The sequence below is a fragment of the Cognatishimia sp. F0-27 genome (assembly GCF_020667845.1).
Classification (GTDB): domain Bacteria; phylum Pseudomonadota; class Alphaproteobacteria; order Rhodobacterales; family Rhodobacteraceae; genus JAFMPQ01.
This window is the reverse complement of the sequence record NZ_JAFMPQ010000013.1, coordinates 70,079-84,515: the sequence shown is the minus strand read 5'-3', so window position 1 is coordinate 84,515 and position 14,437 is coordinate 70,079. Positions and strand designations below refer to the sequence as shown.

The 14,437-nt window shown below is 64.4% G+C and carries 18 protein-coding genes and 1 pseudogene; 15 read left to right on the top strand and 4 right to left on the bottom strand.

Annotated elements, in window-relative coordinates:
- Positions 1 to 292 precede the first annotated feature (292 nt).
- From J1C49_RS09155 to J1C49_RS09125, 7 genes and pseudogenes are all read left to right on the top strand, one after another.
- Positions 293 to 802 (top strand): crossover junction endodeoxyribonuclease RuvC, encoded by a 510-nt coding sequence (locus J1C49_RS09155; RefSeq protein WP_227445544.1) that lies wholly within the window; start codon positions 293 to 295, stop codon positions 800 to 802.
- Between the two features lie 5 nt (positions 803 to 807).
- Positions 808 to 1,005 carry a hypothetical protein gene (locus J1C49_RS09150; RefSeq protein ID WP_227445543.1) on the top strand — a complete coding sequence of 66 codons (198 nt, stop codon included), beginning with the start codon at positions 808 to 810 and terminating at the stop codon, positions 1,003 to 1,005.
- On the top strand, positions 1,002 to 1,430 hold the full coding sequence (locus J1C49_RS09145) for a DUF6362 family protein (protein ID WP_227445514.1): 429 nt from the start codon (positions 1,002 to 1,004) through the stop codon (positions 1,428 to 1,430). Before J1C49_RS09150 ends, J1C49_RS09145 begins: the two co-directional genes overlap by 4 nt.
- 411 nt (positions 1,431 to 1,841) lie before the next feature.
- Positions 1,842 to 3,095 (top strand): site-specific DNA-methyltransferase, encoded by a 1,254-nt coding sequence (locus J1C49_RS09140; RefSeq protein ID WP_227445513.1) that lies wholly within the window; start codon positions 1,842 to 1,844, stop codon positions 3,093 to 3,095.
- A gap of 4 nt (positions 3,096 to 3,099) precedes the next feature.
- Positions 3,100 to 3,603 (top strand): annotated as a pseudogene (locus tag J1C49_RS09135) (DNA cytosine methyltransferase); the annotation flags it as partial.
- 208 nt (positions 3,604 to 3,811) lie between these two features.
- Positions 3,812 to 4,294 (top strand): hypothetical protein, encoded by a 483-nt coding sequence (locus tag J1C49_RS09130; protein WP_227445547.1) that lies wholly within the window; start codon positions 3,812 to 3,814, stop codon positions 4,292 to 4,294.
- Positions 4,291 to 4,515 (top strand): hypothetical protein, encoded by a 225-nt coding sequence (locus tag J1C49_RS09125; protein ID WP_227445512.1) that lies wholly within the window; start codon positions 4,291 to 4,293, stop codon positions 4,513 to 4,515. The genes J1C49_RS09130 and J1C49_RS09125 overlap by 4 nt, the downstream gene beginning before the upstream one ends.
- A gap of 53 nt (positions 4,516 to 4,568) precedes the next feature.
- On the opposite strand, the gene J1C49_RS09120 is transcribed toward J1C49_RS09125, so the two are convergent.
- From J1C49_RS09120 to J1C49_RS09110, 3 genes are all read right to left on the bottom strand, one after another.
- On the bottom strand, positions 4,569 to 5,090 hold the full coding sequence (locus J1C49_RS09120) for a DUF3489 domain-containing protein (protein WP_227445511.1): 522 nt from the start codon (positions 5,088 to 5,090) through the stop codon (positions 4,569 to 4,571).
- 95 nt (positions 5,091 to 5,185) lie between these two features.
- Positions 5,186 to 5,404, bottom strand: a complete 219-nt coding sequence (locus tag J1C49_RS09115) for a hypothetical protein (RefSeq protein WP_227445510.1) — start codon at positions 5,402 to 5,404, stop codon at positions 5,186 to 5,188.
- A 5-nt stretch (positions 5,405 to 5,409) separates the two neighbouring features.
- Positions 5,410 to 5,679, bottom strand: coding sequence for a hypothetical protein (locus J1C49_RS09110; RefSeq protein ID WP_227445509.1), 270 nt, complete (start codon positions 5,677 to 5,679; stop codon positions 5,410 to 5,412).
- 111 nt (positions 5,680 to 5,790) lie between these two features.
- Between J1C49_RS09110 and J1C49_RS09105 the strand changes: the two genes are divergently transcribed.
- The 8 genes from J1C49_RS09105 (at position 5,791) to J1C49_RS09070 (ending at position 13,489) form a co-directional block, all read left to right on the top strand.
- Positions 5,791 to 6,351, top strand: coding sequence for a hypothetical protein (locus J1C49_RS09105; RefSeq protein ID WP_227445508.1), 561 nt, complete (start codon positions 5,791 to 5,793; stop codon positions 6,349 to 6,351).
- Positions 6,299 to 8,302 (top strand): phage terminase large subunit family protein, encoded by a 2,004-nt coding sequence (locus tag J1C49_RS09100; protein ID WP_227445507.1) that lies wholly within the window; start codon positions 6,299 to 6,301, stop codon positions 8,300 to 8,302. Before J1C49_RS09105 ends, J1C49_RS09100 begins: the two co-directional genes overlap by 53 nt.
- A 1-nt stretch (position 8,303) precedes the next feature.
- Positions 8,304 to 8,513: a phage head-tail joining protein gene (locus tag J1C49_RS09095; protein ID WP_035036272.1), complete on the top strand. Its 210-nt coding sequence runs from the start codon at positions 8,304 to 8,306 to the stop codon at positions 8,511 to 8,513.
- Positions 8,513 to 10,069, top strand: coding sequence for a phage portal protein (locus J1C49_RS09090; protein ID WP_227445506.1), 1,557 nt, complete (start codon positions 8,513 to 8,515; stop codon positions 10,067 to 10,069). The genes J1C49_RS09095 and J1C49_RS09090 overlap by 1 nt, the downstream gene beginning before the upstream one ends.
- A gap of 41 nt (positions 10,070 to 10,110) precedes the next feature.
- Positions 10,111 to 12,138 carry a prohead protease/major capsid protein fusion protein gene (locus J1C49_RS09085; RefSeq protein WP_227445505.1) on the top strand — a complete coding sequence of 676 codons (2,028 nt, stop codon included), beginning with the start codon at positions 10,111 to 10,113 and terminating at the stop codon, positions 12,136 to 12,138.
- 78 nt (positions 12,139 to 12,216) lie between these two features.
- Positions 12,217 to 12,552: a DUF2190 family protein gene (locus J1C49_RS09080; RefSeq protein ID WP_227445504.1), complete on the top strand. Its 336-nt coding sequence runs from the start codon at positions 12,217 to 12,219 to the stop codon at positions 12,550 to 12,552.
- Positions 12,552 to 12,863, top strand: coding sequence for a hypothetical protein (locus J1C49_RS09075; protein WP_227445503.1), 312 nt, complete (start codon positions 12,552 to 12,554; stop codon positions 12,861 to 12,863). Before J1C49_RS09080 ends, J1C49_RS09075 begins: the two co-directional genes overlap by 1 nt.
- Positions 12,860 to 13,489 carry a DUF6441 family protein gene (locus tag J1C49_RS09070; protein WP_227445502.1) on the top strand — a complete coding sequence of 210 codons (630 nt, stop codon included), beginning with the start codon at positions 12,860 to 12,862 and terminating at the stop codon, positions 13,487 to 13,489. Before J1C49_RS09075 ends, J1C49_RS09070 begins: the two co-directional genes overlap by 4 nt.
- A 57-nt stretch (positions 13,490 to 13,546) precedes the next feature.
- On the opposite strand, the gene J1C49_RS09065 is transcribed toward J1C49_RS09070, so the two are convergent.
- A complete protein-coding gene (locus tag J1C49_RS09065; protein WP_227445501.1) occupies positions 13,547 to 14,248 on the bottom strand; it encodes a hypothetical protein in 702 nt (233 codons plus the stop codon).
- Between the last annotated feature and the right edge of the window lie 189 nt (positions 14,249 to 14,437).

The following is a 14,437-nucleotide window of genomic DNA, read 5'->3' as shown; positions in this document are numbered from 1 at the left end:
TCTTGTACGTCCTCTGTACGTCCTCGAAACCCAAATGAATTCAGCATCTTACGTTGATTGGAGGACGAACAATGAAAGCCCCCATACTACGTATGGGGAGGCCAACCGGCAGGTTTGGCCTCTCCTCCCATACGTCGAGGGGTATCCGCGCGCGCGGGCTCCGACGCTCCCTGCACATTCCGATCCGACGACGGCGGCCCGTACCGCCAAGCACATGACCGCCGTCGTCTTCCACCCCCGCAGCCAACCCGAAAAGGAGACCACGATGGCTGAAGCGACTCTGACCACCAGGATGCAGGAGGCAATCCCCGATCTGCCGCCTGCCTTCCGCGCTGACCGCACCTTGCTCGCGCTCGATCTCGGCACGACCACAGGTTGGGCCCTGCATGGCGCAGACGGGCTGATCACCAGCGGCACCGTGTCCTTCCGTCCCAGCCGCTTTGACGGTGGCGGCATGCGCTACCTGCGCTTCAGCAATTGGCTAGGCGAGTTGGACCGGCTTTCCGGACCCATCGCCGCCATCTGGTTCGAGGAAGTCCGCCGCCACGCGGGCACCGACGCAGCCCACGTCTACGGGGGCCTGATGGCCACCCTGACCGCATGGGCCGAGATGCGCGGCGTGCCATACGAGGGCGTTCCCGTCGGCACCATCAAACGCTTCGCCACCGGCAAGGGCAATGCCAACAAGGAGGCCATGATCGCATCCGCCCGGGCGCGTGGGTTCAGTCCGGCTGACGACAACGAGGCCGACGCCATCGCGATCCTGTTCTGGGCGCTGGAGACCAAGGGGGGCATGCAATGACCGGAATGAGGTTCGTGCCCAAGGGCTATGGCGGGCACCGCCGCAGCCCTGACGATGTGAAGCGCGATGGCTGGCAGGAGCAAGGCCTGCTGGCCGTGGCCATCGACGATCACCGCCTGACCTGGCCGGAACGAGAGTTGGTCCGGCAACTCGGCGAGAAGCTGTACGGGCAATGCCCGCGAGATCGGGAGGTGTCGCAATGACAGACTGGACACCCGAGTTGGTCGAAGAGCGGCTGGCCGAGGCCGCCTTCGTCTTGAAGCGCCTGCCTGAGCCGCGCAGGCAGGGATATTTCAGCACGTGGCCCGAGATGGTCTACAGCTTTGCCGACAAGGTGGGCCAGGAGCCCAAGCCCATGCGCGTGCTGCCCTCGCCGCAGGCGATCAGCCGGATGGAGGAGACGCTTACCTGGACCGCCTGCCTCGAGCCCATCGACGGCAAGATCGTCTGGATGAAGGCGCATGGCGAACGCTGGAAGGAGATCTGCTGGGCGGTCGGTTTGCAGCGCTCTGCCGCCCACCAGCACTGGCAATTCGGGATTTCCGTTATAGCGCTCACCCTCAACAGGCGTCGGTTCAACCGCAACATGTCGAAGCGCCGCGTGATCGAACTGGCCGCTGGCGCGTAAGCGCCCGCAACCACTAGGAAAGTGTCCGGCGGACAGTTTTCGATGAGACAGAAAGCCCGGCTGGGGGTTAGAAAAGGGATATACTCGGGAGAGGCGCGCGCGGGACGGCCCGCGCCGCTGGACCCCGGGGTCCAGAAAGGGATCCAGCCGGGGTCCAAGAGGCTAACCAACTGACTTTACGGGTCCTTCCTGGCCGCAAACGTATACGGGCGGGCGAAGCGCGCAATATCGCTAGCGACAGGGCCGGTTTTTTGGGAAGCCACCCGCGCGGGCATCCACCCGCGATCTGCTGAAAACCACAACAAAACAAACCTTTGGCCCCGGACACGCCTGGTGGCCGCTGGATCCCTCGTGGAGTCCACGCTGGCTGCCGGTGTCCGGAGTCCACCCGATTGAGGCGAACCGATCCGCATGACCCTGAGCTTTGCCCCGGACGCGATTGAGACCTGGCCGCTGGCTAAGCTCCAGCCTTATGCCAAGAACGCAAAGGCGCATGGCGCGGACCAGGTTGCGAAGATCGCCGCCAGCATGGCCGAGTTCGGTTGGACGGTGCCGTGCCTCGTTGCTGACGACGGCGAGCTGATCGCGGGCCATGGCCGGGTCCTGGCCGCCACGCAGCTCGGGCTAACCGACGCACCGGTGATCGTGCTGGGTCATCTGACCGAGGCGCAGCGCCGGGCCTACCGGATCGCGGACAACAAGCTGACGGAACTCGGGACCTGGGATGAAGCGTTGCTGTCGGCCGAGCTGAACGATCTGCTGGCCGAGGACTACGACCTGTCCTTGGTCGGGTTCGATGACGCTGAACTCGAAGCGCTGTTGGCCGGAGATGTCGACCCTGAAACCGCATCCCGCGAGGGCGAGGACGACGTTCCGGAGGCTCCCGAGACCCCGATCAGCCGTCCCGGCGATCTCTGGGTGCTCGGCAAGCATAGGTTGCTCTGCGGTGATGCGACAGTGGCCACCGACGTGAAACGCCTGCTGGGTGACGTGAAGCCGCGGCTGATGGTGACCGATCCGCCCTATGGCGTCGAATACGATCCCGGCTGGCGCAACAAGGCAGGGGCTGCCGCCACCAAGCGCACCGGCAAGGTGCTGAATGATGACCGTGCCGACTGGCGTGAGGCCTGGGCGCTATTCCCGGGCGATGTAGCCTATGTCTGGCACGGTGCGCTGCATGCGACCACGGTTGCCGACAGCCTCGAGGCCTCCGGCTTCAACATCCGGTCTCAGATCATCTGGGCCAAGGATCGTCTGGTGCTGAGCCGCGGCGACTATCACTGGCAGCACGAACCCTGCCTCTATGCCGTAAAGAAATCCGGCAAGGGCCATTGGGCGGGTGACCGCAAGCAAACCACGCTCTGGCAGATCGCCAACAAGGATCAGGACGCGGAGACGGTTCACGGGACCCAGAAGCCCGTCGAATGCATGCGCCGTCCGATCCTGAACAATTCCAGCCCAGGCCAAGCTGTCTACGAGCCATTCATGGGATCTGGGACGACTTTGATCGCGGCCGAAACGACAGGCCGCGTGTGCCTCGGGATCGAACTCAATCCGGCTTACGTCGATGTCGCCGTGGAGCGGTGGCAGCAGTTCACCGGCCAGGAGGCCGTGCTGGACGGGACCGAACAAAGCTTCGCCGATCTGACGGCCAACCCGCGCTGAGGCGATGCATGACCTGGCTTTACATCCCTCCGGACACGCTTCCGGAGCCACAGACGCGTGCCTCTTCGGCCTCTCCCTCTGCTCCGGCGCGGGCGGGCTCGACCTCGGGCTCACCATCGCTATGCCCGGATATCGAACTGTGGGCCATGTCGAACGGGAAACCTACGCCGCGGCCATTCTCGTGGCACGGATGGAAGAGCCGGCCCTGGATCCGGCACCTGTCTGGGACGATGTTGCCAGCTTCGACGGCCGCCCATGGCGCGGCGCAGTGGACATCGTTACTGCGGGATATCCGTGCCAGCCGTTCTCCGTGGCGGGCAAGCGACAGGGCGCGGATGACCCACGGCATATCTGGCCGCACGTTGCCCGCATCATCGGCGAGATCGAGCCGCCCTTCGTCTTCCTCGAGAATGTCGCCCATCATCTCCGCCTCGGATTCCCCGAAGTCGCCAGCGGATTGGTCGGCATGGGCTACCGCCTTGCGGCGGGCCTCTTTACAGCGGCGGAAGTCGGCGCGCCGCACAAGCGCGAGCGGCTCTTCATCCTCGCCATCCGCGAGCACGACCAACTGGCCGACCCCGCGCGCCTGCTCTGGAACCCGGTCGATGGGCGGGAACCGGACAGAGATGCTGCGCCTCTGGCCAACGCCACGGGCAAGTGCGAACGAGAACCGGCAGACGAAACCGACGCCCTCGCAAGAAGCAGGCAAGCATGGGATGAACCTTGCAACGAGTGCCGCGATGTGGCCGACGCCGCAGACCGACAGCTTCCGGAGCCGGGGCGGAGACCGAAAGCACGAGAAGGGGCTGGACGGGATGGCCCGGGACTGGCCGACGCCGATGGCGACGGACGGGAACAAACCGAGCGCGGGCAACCGCAAATCGGCCGACCTGACCAGCGCCAGCCGCATGTGGATGACGCCGACCGCGCGGGATCACAAGGATGGGGCGACGACATTGGCGAACACGCCGGTGAACGGCCTGCTTGGCCGCCAGGTCCTGGCGACGCCGACGGCTGGGAGCGATACCTGCGAGCCGCGCCGGACGTTGAACCCAGCATTCGTCGAGGCGCTGATGGGCTGGCCCACCGGGTGGACCGCCTTCGGCTCTGCGGCAACGGCGTGGTCCCACTGGTTGCCGCGCATGCGCTACGAACTCTCGCTGCTCAATTGTTGGCCGATGGATGAGGTGGTGGCATGAAGCAGTCGCGCTTCATGTCGCTGATCGAGGCCGTCGCCAATGTGCTCATCGGCTACGGTGTAGCGGTCGTCACGCAGATCCTGATCTTTCCGATCTTCGGCCTGCATACGACGCTGGCGCAGAACCTGAAAATGGGGGCGATCTTCACTGTGGTGAGCATCGCGCGATCCTTCGCCCTGCGGCGGGTGTTCGAAGCGATCCGAATGCGAAGCGCCAAATGAGCAACCGCCGCCCCAGAGGGACGGCGGCCAGCAAATTGTTGGTGTCCGGTGCGTCAGGCGGCAGGGAGTTTGTACACGCGCCCCCGATCCTCGATCTTCACCGAGGTCACTTCGAGCCCGAGCTTTTTCTTGAGCGCGCCCGACATCGCGCCGCGCACCGTATGCGACTGCCAGCCGGTCGCGGTCATGATTTCCGCGATGGTCGCGCCGTCTGGCGCGCGCAACATGGCGATGAGGGTGGCCTGCTTGGTGCCCTCGCGCGGCGTGCGGGTCTTGGGGGCTGCATCCTCGGTCGGCTTGGTTTCCGCGCTGTCAGTCTCAATGCCAATGGCGGCGAGGCCAGCGTCGGTTGCTATCAGCGTGACGCCGTGGCCGTCGCCGGTTTCGCGCCAAACAGGCTCGCCGTTGCGCAAGTCGGCGTCGACTTCTTTGAGGAAGCCCTTGGCGAGCATCGCGCTGACCACCTTGTTGGCGGCTCCACCGCGCAGGCTGTCGGGCAGCGGCATGGCAACGCGGTCCCCGTTTTGGGCCGCGCGGGACAGGATGATTGTCTGGGTGTCGGAAAGCTTGGTCATGGGGTCGTCTCCGTTCTCGGACCGCGACCGTCGCGGTCTTCTACGACCCCAAGCCGCGCAGGGCGCGCGGCCGGAGTTCGGGCGTCTGCCCGAGGTCAGATCAGGCCAAGGTCTCGCAGGAGCGCTGCGGCGTCGGGCAGTCGGTCGGTGGCGACGTCGATTGCGATTGTCATGCTGTCGGCGGTAAGGCGCGCCGAAACGTTGGCTTCCTCTCTGAGCGATGCTTCGATTTCGTCGAGAACGGCCGGGATGCGGCTGGTATCCCAAGGCTCGTTGAGGCCCCGTATGGCGATGCGGATGGTGCTGGTTTCCATGGGGCTCACTCCGCGTGCTCGCGTTCGCTGAAAGCGCTGTCGGTGATGCGCTTCAGGAGGCTGGCGTAATGCTCAAGGGTGCCGACATGGCCCCAATTGATCTCGTCGGGGTGAGCGTTGAAGTGGTCGTCGCTGAGGCTTGTTAAGCGCGCCAGCATTTCGTCGATCTCGGCCTTCTTGCCGATGAAAGCGTTCAAAGCCGCCTCTTTGTTGCGCCGGGCCTTCTCGGCACGAAGCTGGTGGCGGGGCGTTGTCTGCGGGTTCAGGCAGGTCATCGTGGCGGCTCCTTGGTGAGTTGCATCGTTTTCGTAGGATCACGTTCGCTCTGGTGCGGAGGCTTATCAACTACATAAGCACATGATTTTGAATGATAATCGGAGCGCGCAATGGAGGGTCTGAGCGAGCGCCAATACGCTGCCCGCGTTTGCCTCTCGCGCGGGGCAATCCAGAAGGCCAAGGCGACGGGACGGCTCGTGCTGCACGGGGATGGCAGCATTGACGCAGAGGCCAGCGATGCTTTGCGCGCGCAGGCGACCGATCCGTCGAAGACCCGCAAAGCGCCCCAGCCGAAACTCAAGCCCGTACCCGAGGCTGCGGTGTCCGCTGTGGGCGAGACCCTGCGCGAACAGGGAATGGCGACACCGTCGGTGGGCAGCGGCACCACGTTCCTGCAGGCCAAGACGGCCAACGAAGTTTTGAAAGCACAAGAGCGCCGCCTACGACTGCAGAAGCTCAAAGGTGAGCTGATCGACCGCGCCCGCGCTCTGTCGCTGGTTTTCCGGCTGGCGCGGCAGGAGCGCGACGTATGGGTCAACTGGCCGTCGCGAGCGGCGGCGCTGATGGCGGCCGATCTGGGCGTTGAGCCCGCCGCGATGCAAAAGGTTCTGGAGAAACATGTCCGTGCCCAGCTCGACGATCTCGCCGAGGTCAAACCCGATCTCCGGTGATGCCGACGATATGCCGGATTTCGACGGCGCGGCAGAGATCCTGCGCGCCTGGGGTGCGGGCCTCACGCCTGACCCGGACCTGACGGTATCGGAATGGGCAGATCGGCACCGAATGCTTTCCGGCCGCGCATCGGCCGAACCCGGGCGGTACCGCACCGCGCGCACGCCTTACATGGGCGAAATTATGGATCGGCTCTCACCCGGCGATCCGACACAGCGGATCGTCTTCATGAAGGCCGCACAGGTCGGCGCAACCGAAGCGGGCAACAACTGGATCGGCTTTGCGATCCACCAGGCACCGGGTCCGATGCTCGCCGTCCAGCCGACGGTGGAACTGGCGAAACGCAACTCGCGGCAGCGGATCGACCCGCTGATCGATGAAAGCCCGGAACTGCGGGAGCGGGTCAAACCGGCGCGCTCTCGCGACGCGGGAAACACCATGCTGTCGAAGGAATTCGCGGGCGGCATTCTGATCATGACCGGGGCCAACTCGGCCGTCGGGCTGCGGTCCACACCGGCGCGGTACATCTTCCTCGACGAGGTTGACGCTTATCCCGCCTCGGCCGACGAGGAAGGCGACCCGGTCACGCTGGCCGAGGCGCGGTCGCTGACCTTCGCCCATCGGCGCAAGGTGTTCCTGGTCTCGACGCCGACAATCCGGGGGCTGAGCCGGATCGAGCGGGAATACGAGGCCAGCGACCAGCGCCGGTTCTTCGTGCCGTGCCCGCATTGTCAGCAAATGCAATGGCTGAAGTTCGAACGGCTGCGCTGGCAGAAGGGCAAGCCGGAGACGGCAGAATATCACTGCGAGGGCTGCGACGCGGCAATCGCCGAACACCACAAGACCGCGATGCTGGAGGGCGGCGAATGGCGGGCGACCGCCACAACCGCCGATCCGACCACGGTCGGATATCACCTCTCGGCGCTCTATTCGCCGATTGGCTGGCTGAGCTGGGAGCGGATTGTGCGAGCGTGGGATGCGGCCCAAGGATCGGACGAAGCGATCAAGGCCTTCCGCAACACGATCCTCGGCGAGACCTGGGTCGAAACCGGCGAAGCGCCGGATTGGCAGCGGCTCTACGACCGGCGGGAACGCTGGAAACCGGGCATCGTCCCTGCGGGCGGGCTGTTCCTGACCGCTGGAGCCGACGTTCAGAAAGACCGGATCGAGGTGGATGTCTGGGCTTGGGGCCGTGGCCTCGAGAGTTGGCTGGTCGATCACATCGTGATCGAAGGCGGGCCCAACCGGCATGAGGCCTGGGGCGACCTGACCGAATTGCTTGGCCGGACGTGGTCGCATGAGCGTGGTGCGCATCTGAAGATCGCGCGGCTTGCCATCGATACAGGGTATGAGGCCCCCGCGGTCTATGGTTGGTCACGGGCGCAAGGGTTCGCGCAAGTCGCACCAGTCAAGGGCGTCGAAGGGTTCAACCGGGCAAGCCCGGTGTCGGGCCCAACCTATGTGGACGCGACTGAAGGCGGCAAGCGGCTGCGGCGCGGGGCGCGGCTCTGGACCGTGGCGGTATCGACCTTCAAGGCCGATACCTATCGGTTTCTGCGGCTGGAACGGCCAACCGACGAAGAACGTGCTGACGGCGCAGTGTTCCCACCCGGCACGGTGCATCTGCCGCATTGGGTCGAGAACGAATGGCTGAAGCAGTTCGTGGCCGAGCAACTGGTGACGGTCCGCACGAAGCGCGGCTTCGCCCGGCTGGAATGGCAAAAGCTTCGGGAACGTAACGAGGCGCTGGATTGTCGGATCTATGCCCGGGCGGCCGCCTGGATTGCGGGCGCGGATCGCTGGACGGACGAGAAATGGCGCGATCTCGAGGATCAGCTTGGAGTTGCCGATACCTCTGCGGATCCCGCGGGACAGATCAATCGACAGGCGCAGGCAACGCAGGGGAAACGCAGATCCGACTGGCTCGGTCGGCGTGGAGGATGGTTTTGACATGACCGACTGGACGGAAACCGAGCTTTCGGCGCTACGCCGGGCCTATGCCAGCGGCACGACCCGGGTCAGCTACGACGGTAAATCAGTCGACTACGGCTCGGCCGAGGATCTGCTGGCGCGTATTCGCACGATTGAGCGGGCCATCGCGGGGACAACCCGGCCATTGCCTGTCGCCGGGCTCGCGAGCTTCTCGCGCGGTGATCGCTGATGTCCGTGAACTGGTTTGATCATGCGATTGCCTCGGTAGCTCCGAGAACGGCAGCGCGCCGTGTCCTCGCCAGGCAGGCGTTCGAAACCCTGACGCGTGGCTATGATGGCGCAGCCAAGGGGCGGCGCACCGAAGGTTGGCGGGCGCCAGGAACTTCCGCTGATACCGAGGTTGCCGTGGCGGGGGCGCTCTTGCGGGACCGGATGCGCGATCTGGTCCGCAACAATCCGCACGCGGCAAAGGCCGTGGCGGTTCTGGTGAACAACATCGTGGGCGCGGGCATCATGCCGCGCGCCGCCAGCGGCAATGACAAGCTGGACCGCAAGGTAGATGCGCTCTTCGCGCTATGGTCTGACACGGCCGACGCCGATGGCCAGCTCGACTTCTATGGCCTGCAGACACTGATCTGCCGTGAGATGGTCGAGGCAGGCGAGGTACTCGTACGCCGGCGTCTTCGCCGATCTTCAGACGGCCTTGCAGTGCCGCTGCAAGTACAGGTGCTCGAGGCCGACTTTCTCGACGCGACGAAATCCAGCGCGCTCGGCACAGGACGTATAGTGCAAGGGATCGAGTTCGACCCGGTCGGCAAGCGCCGGGCATATTGGCTGCATGCCGAGCATCCGGGCGATGCCTATGGCGCATTGCAGAACGGGTTGCAGAGCCGCCCGGTGCCGGCCAGCGAGATCGCCCATGTGTACGAGAAGCAGCGCACGCAGGCCCGCGGCGTTCCCTGGGGCGCGCCTGTGATCCGCAGCTTGCGCGATCTCGATGATTACGAGGTCGCCGAACTCGTCCGCAAGAAGACGGAGGCCTGCGTCACCGCTATCGTCTTTGGCGACGACGAAGCGCAGCAGGGCATCGCGCCCTCCGTCGTCGACGCGGATGGCAACCGGGTCGAGCAGTTCGAACCGGGGCTCATCGCCTATGCGCGCGGCGGAAAGGACATCCGCTTCAACCAGCCCTCGGCCACCGGCGGCTACGGCGAATACAAGCGGGCCAGCCTCCATACCATCTCGGCCGGGTTCCGGGTGCCCTATGAATTGCTGACCGGCGATCTCAGCCAGGTCAACTATTCCTCGATCCGGGCGGGGCTGGTGGAGTTTCGCCGCCAGATCGACGCGGTGCAGTGGCAATTGTTCATCCCGATGTTCTGCGCGCCGGTCTGGCGCTGGTTCACCGAGGCTGCTTGGGCGGCGGGGCAGATCCCGACACCGGACGTGCCGGTCGAATGGTCGCCGCCGAAGTTCGAGGCGGTCGATCCGCAAAAGGACGCGATGGCCAACCTGCTGTCGATCCGCTCGGGCACCATGACGCTGGCCGAGGTGATCGCCCGACAGGGCCGCAACCCCGATGCGGTGCTTTCCGAGATCGCCGCGACCAACGCCAAGCTAGACGCGCTGGGGCTCGTGCTCGACAGCGACCCGCGCCGCGTCACCAAGACCGGCATCGCGCAGACCAGCGACCCGGCCACCGATCCGGATGCCGACGAACCGGCCGACGACGAGCCCACCGCTGACGCGGAAACCGATCCGGCGCAGGCCGACCAACAGGACTAACCAACATGGACACAATGATCGAAATCCCGGCCTTGCGCCGGATGGCGGAGCTTGCGCCGAACTCAGCGGACACCGACGCCCGCACCGTCGAGGTGATCTGGTCGGCTGGGGCCCGGGTCCGCCGGTCCACCCTGTTCGGCGAGCCCTATGAGGAAGAGCTGAGCCTCGATCCGGCCCATGTGCGGCTGGATCGTCTGAACGCCGGCGCGCCGTTTCTGAAGGTGCACGAGATCGACACGCTGGATGCCGTGATCGGTTCTGTCGTCCCGGGGTCCGCCCGTATCGAAAACGGTCGTGGCATTGCTCAGGTCAGGATTTCTGAGCGCGCCGATGTTGAGCCGATCTGGCGCGACATCCAGGCGGGCCATATCCGCGCCGTCTCCATCGGCTACCAGGTCCACCGCTTTGAGGTCTCCAAACCCGAAGCCGCCCGCGAGCTTTGGCGCGCGGTGGACTGGACGCCCTTCGAGGTGTCCGCCGTGCCCGTTGGCGCGGATCCCGCTGCGGGCTTCCGCGCCCAATCCCCCCTTCACGATTGCGTCCTTCATCGCCGGGACGTCCCACCCACCAACACAGGAGCCATCCCGATGACGGACAAATCCAACGATCCGGCGAGCGACGCCGAAACCCAAGCCACCCAGCCGACCGAACCGGTCAAAACCGAGGACACCACCGTGACCGAACCGAAGACACCTGTGAGCGAGCCGAAGGACGCTGCCGCCCAGACCCGCGCGCAGCCGAAACCGCAGAAGGCCAATACTGCCGCCGCACCCGATACCGAAGCTGTCGCGACCCGGGCCCGCGAGACCGAACGCGACCGCGTCTCCACGATCTATGATCTGGCAGGACGTCTGAACCTCGAACGCAGCTTTGCCGAGGATTTAGTCAAGCGCGGGACCGATATCGGCGAAGCCCGCCGTCTGATCCTCGATCAGGTCGCCGCCAAATCCGAAGAAACCCGCACCTTCAGCCAGGTTTCGATCCCGCTGGGCGGCCGCGACGAGCAGATCACCCGCCGCGACGCCGTGGCGAATGCGCTGCTGCACCGCTACAGCCCGACACTGTTCCAGCTGGAAGATGCCGCCCGCCAGTATCGCGGCATGACGCTCATGGAACTGGCCCGCGAGAGCCTCGGCAATGCCGGGGTCAATACCCGCGGCCTGTCGCGCGACGAGGTGGCAACGCGGGCCCTGCATTCGACCTCCGACTTCCCCGAGATCCTGTCGGCGGTGACCAACAAGACCCTGCGGCAGGCCTACGACGCCTATCCCCGCACATTCATGCTGTTCTGCCGCCAAGTGCTCGCCACCGACTTCAAGGCGATGCACCGGGTGCAGCTCGGCGAGGCCCCGCAGCTGCTGGAAGTAGGCGAGAGCGGCGAGTTCAAGCGTGGCACGCTCGGAGAGAGCAAGGAGAGCTACAAGGTCAAGACCTATGGCCGGGTGGTCGCGATCACCCGCCAGACGCTGATCAACGACGACCTCGACGCCTTCACCCGGATCCCGGCGATGTACGGCAACTCCATCGCCCAGCTGGAGTCGGACGTGGTCTGGGGCATCATCACCGCCAACCCGGCGATGGCCGACGGCAATGCGCTGTTCCACACCAGCCACAAGAACCTCGCGGGCACCGGTGCGGCGTTGGCGGTCGATGCCGTGGGCGCGGCGCGGGCGGCGATGGCCAAGCAGACCGGCCTCGACAAGAAGACGGTGCTCAACGTGCGGCCTGCCTTCCTGATCGTGCCTGCATCGCTGGAACTGAAGGCCGAGCAGATGGTCGCGCAGAACCTCGTGCCCGCCGCGACCTCCAACGTCGTACCGCAATCGATCCGCACGCTCGCGCCGATCAGCGAGCCACGGCTCGATGCCGCCAGCGAAACCGCCTGGTATCTGGCGGCCAGCCCGAACCAGATCGACACCATCGAATACGCCTATCTCGAAGGCCAGCAGGGCGCCTACATCGAAACCCGCAATGGCTTCGACGTCGACGGCGTCGAAATCAAGTGCCGCCTCGACTTTGGCGCCAAGGCCATCGATTGGCGCGGCCTCTACAAGAACCCGGGCGCATAAACCGGGCCATCGCTGAAATCTCACCTCTGACGGGCGGTCCAATCGGGCCGCCCGTTCCTGTTTGCAAAGGATCCCGCAATGAAAAACTACGTCCAACCCGGCAACACCATCACCCTGACCGCGCCCTACGCCGTGACCTCAGGCAACGGCCTGCTTGTCGGCTCCATCTTCGGCGTGGCCGCCGGGGATGCCGCCAATGCCGAAACCGTTGAGGCAGCACTCGTCGGCATCTTCGATCTGAAAAAGGTCGCAAGTCAGGCCTGGTCCGCAGGTGACAAGGTCTATTGGGACAACACCAACAAGGAAGCTACCAAGACCGCCACGGCGAACACGCTGATCGGCGTGGCCACCGAAGCCGTGGCGGGCGGGGCTGGTGACACCATCGGCCGGGTGCGCCTGAACGCGAGTTTCTGATGACGGCCTTTGCCGCCATTCTGGATGCGCTGTTCGCGGATCCCAATATCGGGCGAGAGGCGATCTACACCTCCGAGGGCGGCGCGCCTGTGCTAGTGCGCATCGTCTCGCGGCAGGCTGATGCGATCACCGACTTTGGCGATGCCCGGCTCTGGTCGGAAACGACCCGGATCGACCTGCGCGTCGCGGAGGTTCCGTCCCCACGACCCGGCGACCGCATCGAGATCGACGGCGACGCCTTCCTTATCCAGAGCGAACCCGTCCGCGACCGTGAGCGGCTCGTCTGGACCGTGGATCTGAGGCCCGCGTGAAGCTCAAACTCGACATCGATCCGGACATCGTGGCTATGATGGCAGCAGAGGTCGCGGCCGGAGAGCGCGCGGTGACAGCCGCCATGCGCGAGGCCGGGACCGGGTTGAAGTCCTCGTGGCGCATGCAGATTACTGGCGCAGGTCTCGGGCGACGGCTTGCGAACTCGATTCGCAAGCAGAACTTCCCGAGGTCGGGCGAGAGCCTGGACGCGGCAGCATTGGTTTGGTCCAAGGCTCCGGTTATCGTCGGCGCGCATGACACTGGTCCATTGATCCGCTCGAAGGACGGCTTCTGGCTGGCAATCCCGCTGCCCGCCGCAGGCAGATCGACACGCGGCGGCCGGATCACCCCCGGCGAATGGGAGCGACGGCGCGGGCTGCGTCTGCGCTTCGTCTATCTCCGGAACGGACCGAGCCTGCTGGTTGCGGAGGGGCGGTTGAACACCAAGGGTCAGGCGGTGGTGTCGCGCTCGAAGACCGGGCGAGGAAAGGTCACCGCGCCGGTTTTCCTGCTGGTGCCGCAGGTGAAACTGCCGAAGCGGCTGGACCTGGCGCGGGATGCAGACCGGGCGTTGGACAGCGTGCCGGGGCTCATCGTGGCGAACTGGGTGGAGAAAATGCTCTGACGAAGAGCTTGCCGCTTTGCTACGACGATTGCTTCGCACTCAGGTGTGGCCGACCCGCTAACGACCTTCATCGGGATTGAGCGCGTATAAAGATGAGATCCTATTCGAAATGAGCGATGCTACTTCGTCATATTTCCGCTGGGCGTTTCTGAAATCCTCTTGGGCCTTCTCTCGTGCTGGCTTCCGGTCCCAGTATCCGCCATCCTTGCGATCCTCATGCATGAACTTGTATACACTCATGTATTCTTGAGTGATCTCCACGCAGATTCGCAGCATCTCCTTCGAAGCGTCCGATACTTCCGATGGAACGAACGGCCGCATTTTTCGTGCATCATTGAGATGAACCCTGCAACAATCATACATGGTAACGGATCGTTCCTTCTCTGACTGCTTTGTTTCTTCATCTAACCAAGTAACCTCGTATAGATGCGGAACCGATGCGGCGTAATCCAACGCTTCGTCACACATCTCCCAGAGGCGTTTGAAATGGCTGAACTCAAGCTCAAAATGAGTCTGAAAAACCATCATTCTCTTGTCGATATTTGATTTGAGTTCCTCTCTCATCGCAGCCAATTCCGACTTGGTCTTTTCAAGTTGCTGCGAATTCTGAAGCCTCATGGCTTCTAGGCGTTTTGCTGCCCAGCGTTGCGCAAGCCACCCAAAAATGCCGATCACAACAACATTGGATGCAATTGCGGAACTGAGGGGGCTTAGGTCTTGGAAAAATTCGGTTAAGGGTTGGAGCGCTTCGGTCGCCATAGCTCACCACCCATTCCGATGTGGAGCGATTGCGCAGCGCGACGAGCTTCGTGGATGAATAGACTTATTGATCTGAATAGATCGACGCACTTCTCAATTCCTTCTCATTGCACTTGGTGGCACTTTGGCATGCTCTTATAGCATACTGGGCATGGTCCACGTTCTGCGCAACGCGATAAACCGGTGCAT

Excerpts from the sequence above, each read along its gene's own strand:
- J1C49_RS09155 (WP_227445544.1), top strand. The coding sequence starts at position 293 with ATGCAGGAGGCAATCCCCGATCTGCCGCCTGCCTTCCGCGCTGACCGC.
- J1C49_RS09150 (WP_227445543.1), top strand. The coding sequence starts at position 808 with ATGAGGTTCGTGCCCAAGGGCTATGGCGGGCACCGCCGCAGCCCTGAC.
- J1C49_RS09145 (WP_227445514.1), top strand. The coding sequence starts at position 1,002 with ATGACAGACTGGACACCCGAGTTGGTCGAAGAGCGGCTGGCCGAGGCC.
- J1C49_RS09140 (WP_227445513.1), top strand. The coding sequence starts at position 1,842 with ATGACCCTGAGCTTTGCCCCGGACGCGATTGAGACCTGGCCGCTGGCT.
- J1C49_RS09130 (WP_227445547.1), top strand. The coding sequence starts at position 3,812 with ATGAACCTTGCAACGAGTGCCGCGATGTGGCCGACGCCGCAGACCGAC.
- J1C49_RS09125 (WP_227445512.1), top strand. The coding sequence starts at position 4,291 with ATGAAGCAGTCGCGCTTCATGTCGCTGATCGAGGCCGTCGCCAATGTG.
- J1C49_RS09120 (WP_227445511.1), bottom strand. The coding sequence starts at position 5,090 with ATGACCAAGCTTTCCGACACCCAGACAATCATCCTGTCCCGCGCGGCC.
- J1C49_RS09115 (WP_227445510.1), bottom strand. The coding sequence starts at position 5,404 with ATGGAAACCAGCACCATCCGCATCGCCATACGGGGCCTCAACGAGCCT.
- J1C49_RS09110 (WP_227445509.1), bottom strand. The coding sequence starts at position 5,679 with ATGACCTGCCTGAACCCGCAGACAACGCCCCGCCACCAGCTTCGTGCC.
- J1C49_RS09105 (WP_227445508.1), top strand. The coding sequence starts at position 5,791 with ATGGAGGGTCTGAGCGAGCGCCAATACGCTGCCCGCGTTTGCCTCTCG.
- J1C49_RS09100 (WP_227445507.1), top strand. The coding sequence starts at position 6,299 with ATGTCCGTGCCCAGCTCGACGATCTCGCCGAGGTCAAACCCGATCTCC.
- J1C49_RS09095 (WP_035036272.1), top strand. The coding sequence starts at position 8,304 with ATGACCGACTGGACGGAAACCGAGCTTTCGGCGCTACGCCGGGCCTAT.
- J1C49_RS09090 (WP_227445506.1), top strand. The coding sequence starts at position 8,513 with ATGTCCGTGAACTGGTTTGATCATGCGATTGCCTCGGTAGCTCCGAGA.
- J1C49_RS09085 (WP_227445505.1), top strand. The coding sequence starts at position 10,111 with ATGGCGGAGCTTGCGCCGAACTCAGCGGACACCGACGCCCGCACCGTC.
- J1C49_RS09080 (WP_227445504.1), top strand. The coding sequence starts at position 12,217 with ATGAAAAACTACGTCCAACCCGGCAACACCATCACCCTGACCGCGCCC.
- J1C49_RS09075 (WP_227445503.1), top strand. The coding sequence starts at position 12,552 with ATGACGGCCTTTGCCGCCATTCTGGATGCGCTGTTCGCGGATCCCAAT.
- J1C49_RS09065 (WP_227445501.1), bottom strand. The coding sequence starts at position 14,248 with ATGGCGACCGAAGCGCTCCAACCCTTAACCGAATTTTTCCAAGACCTA.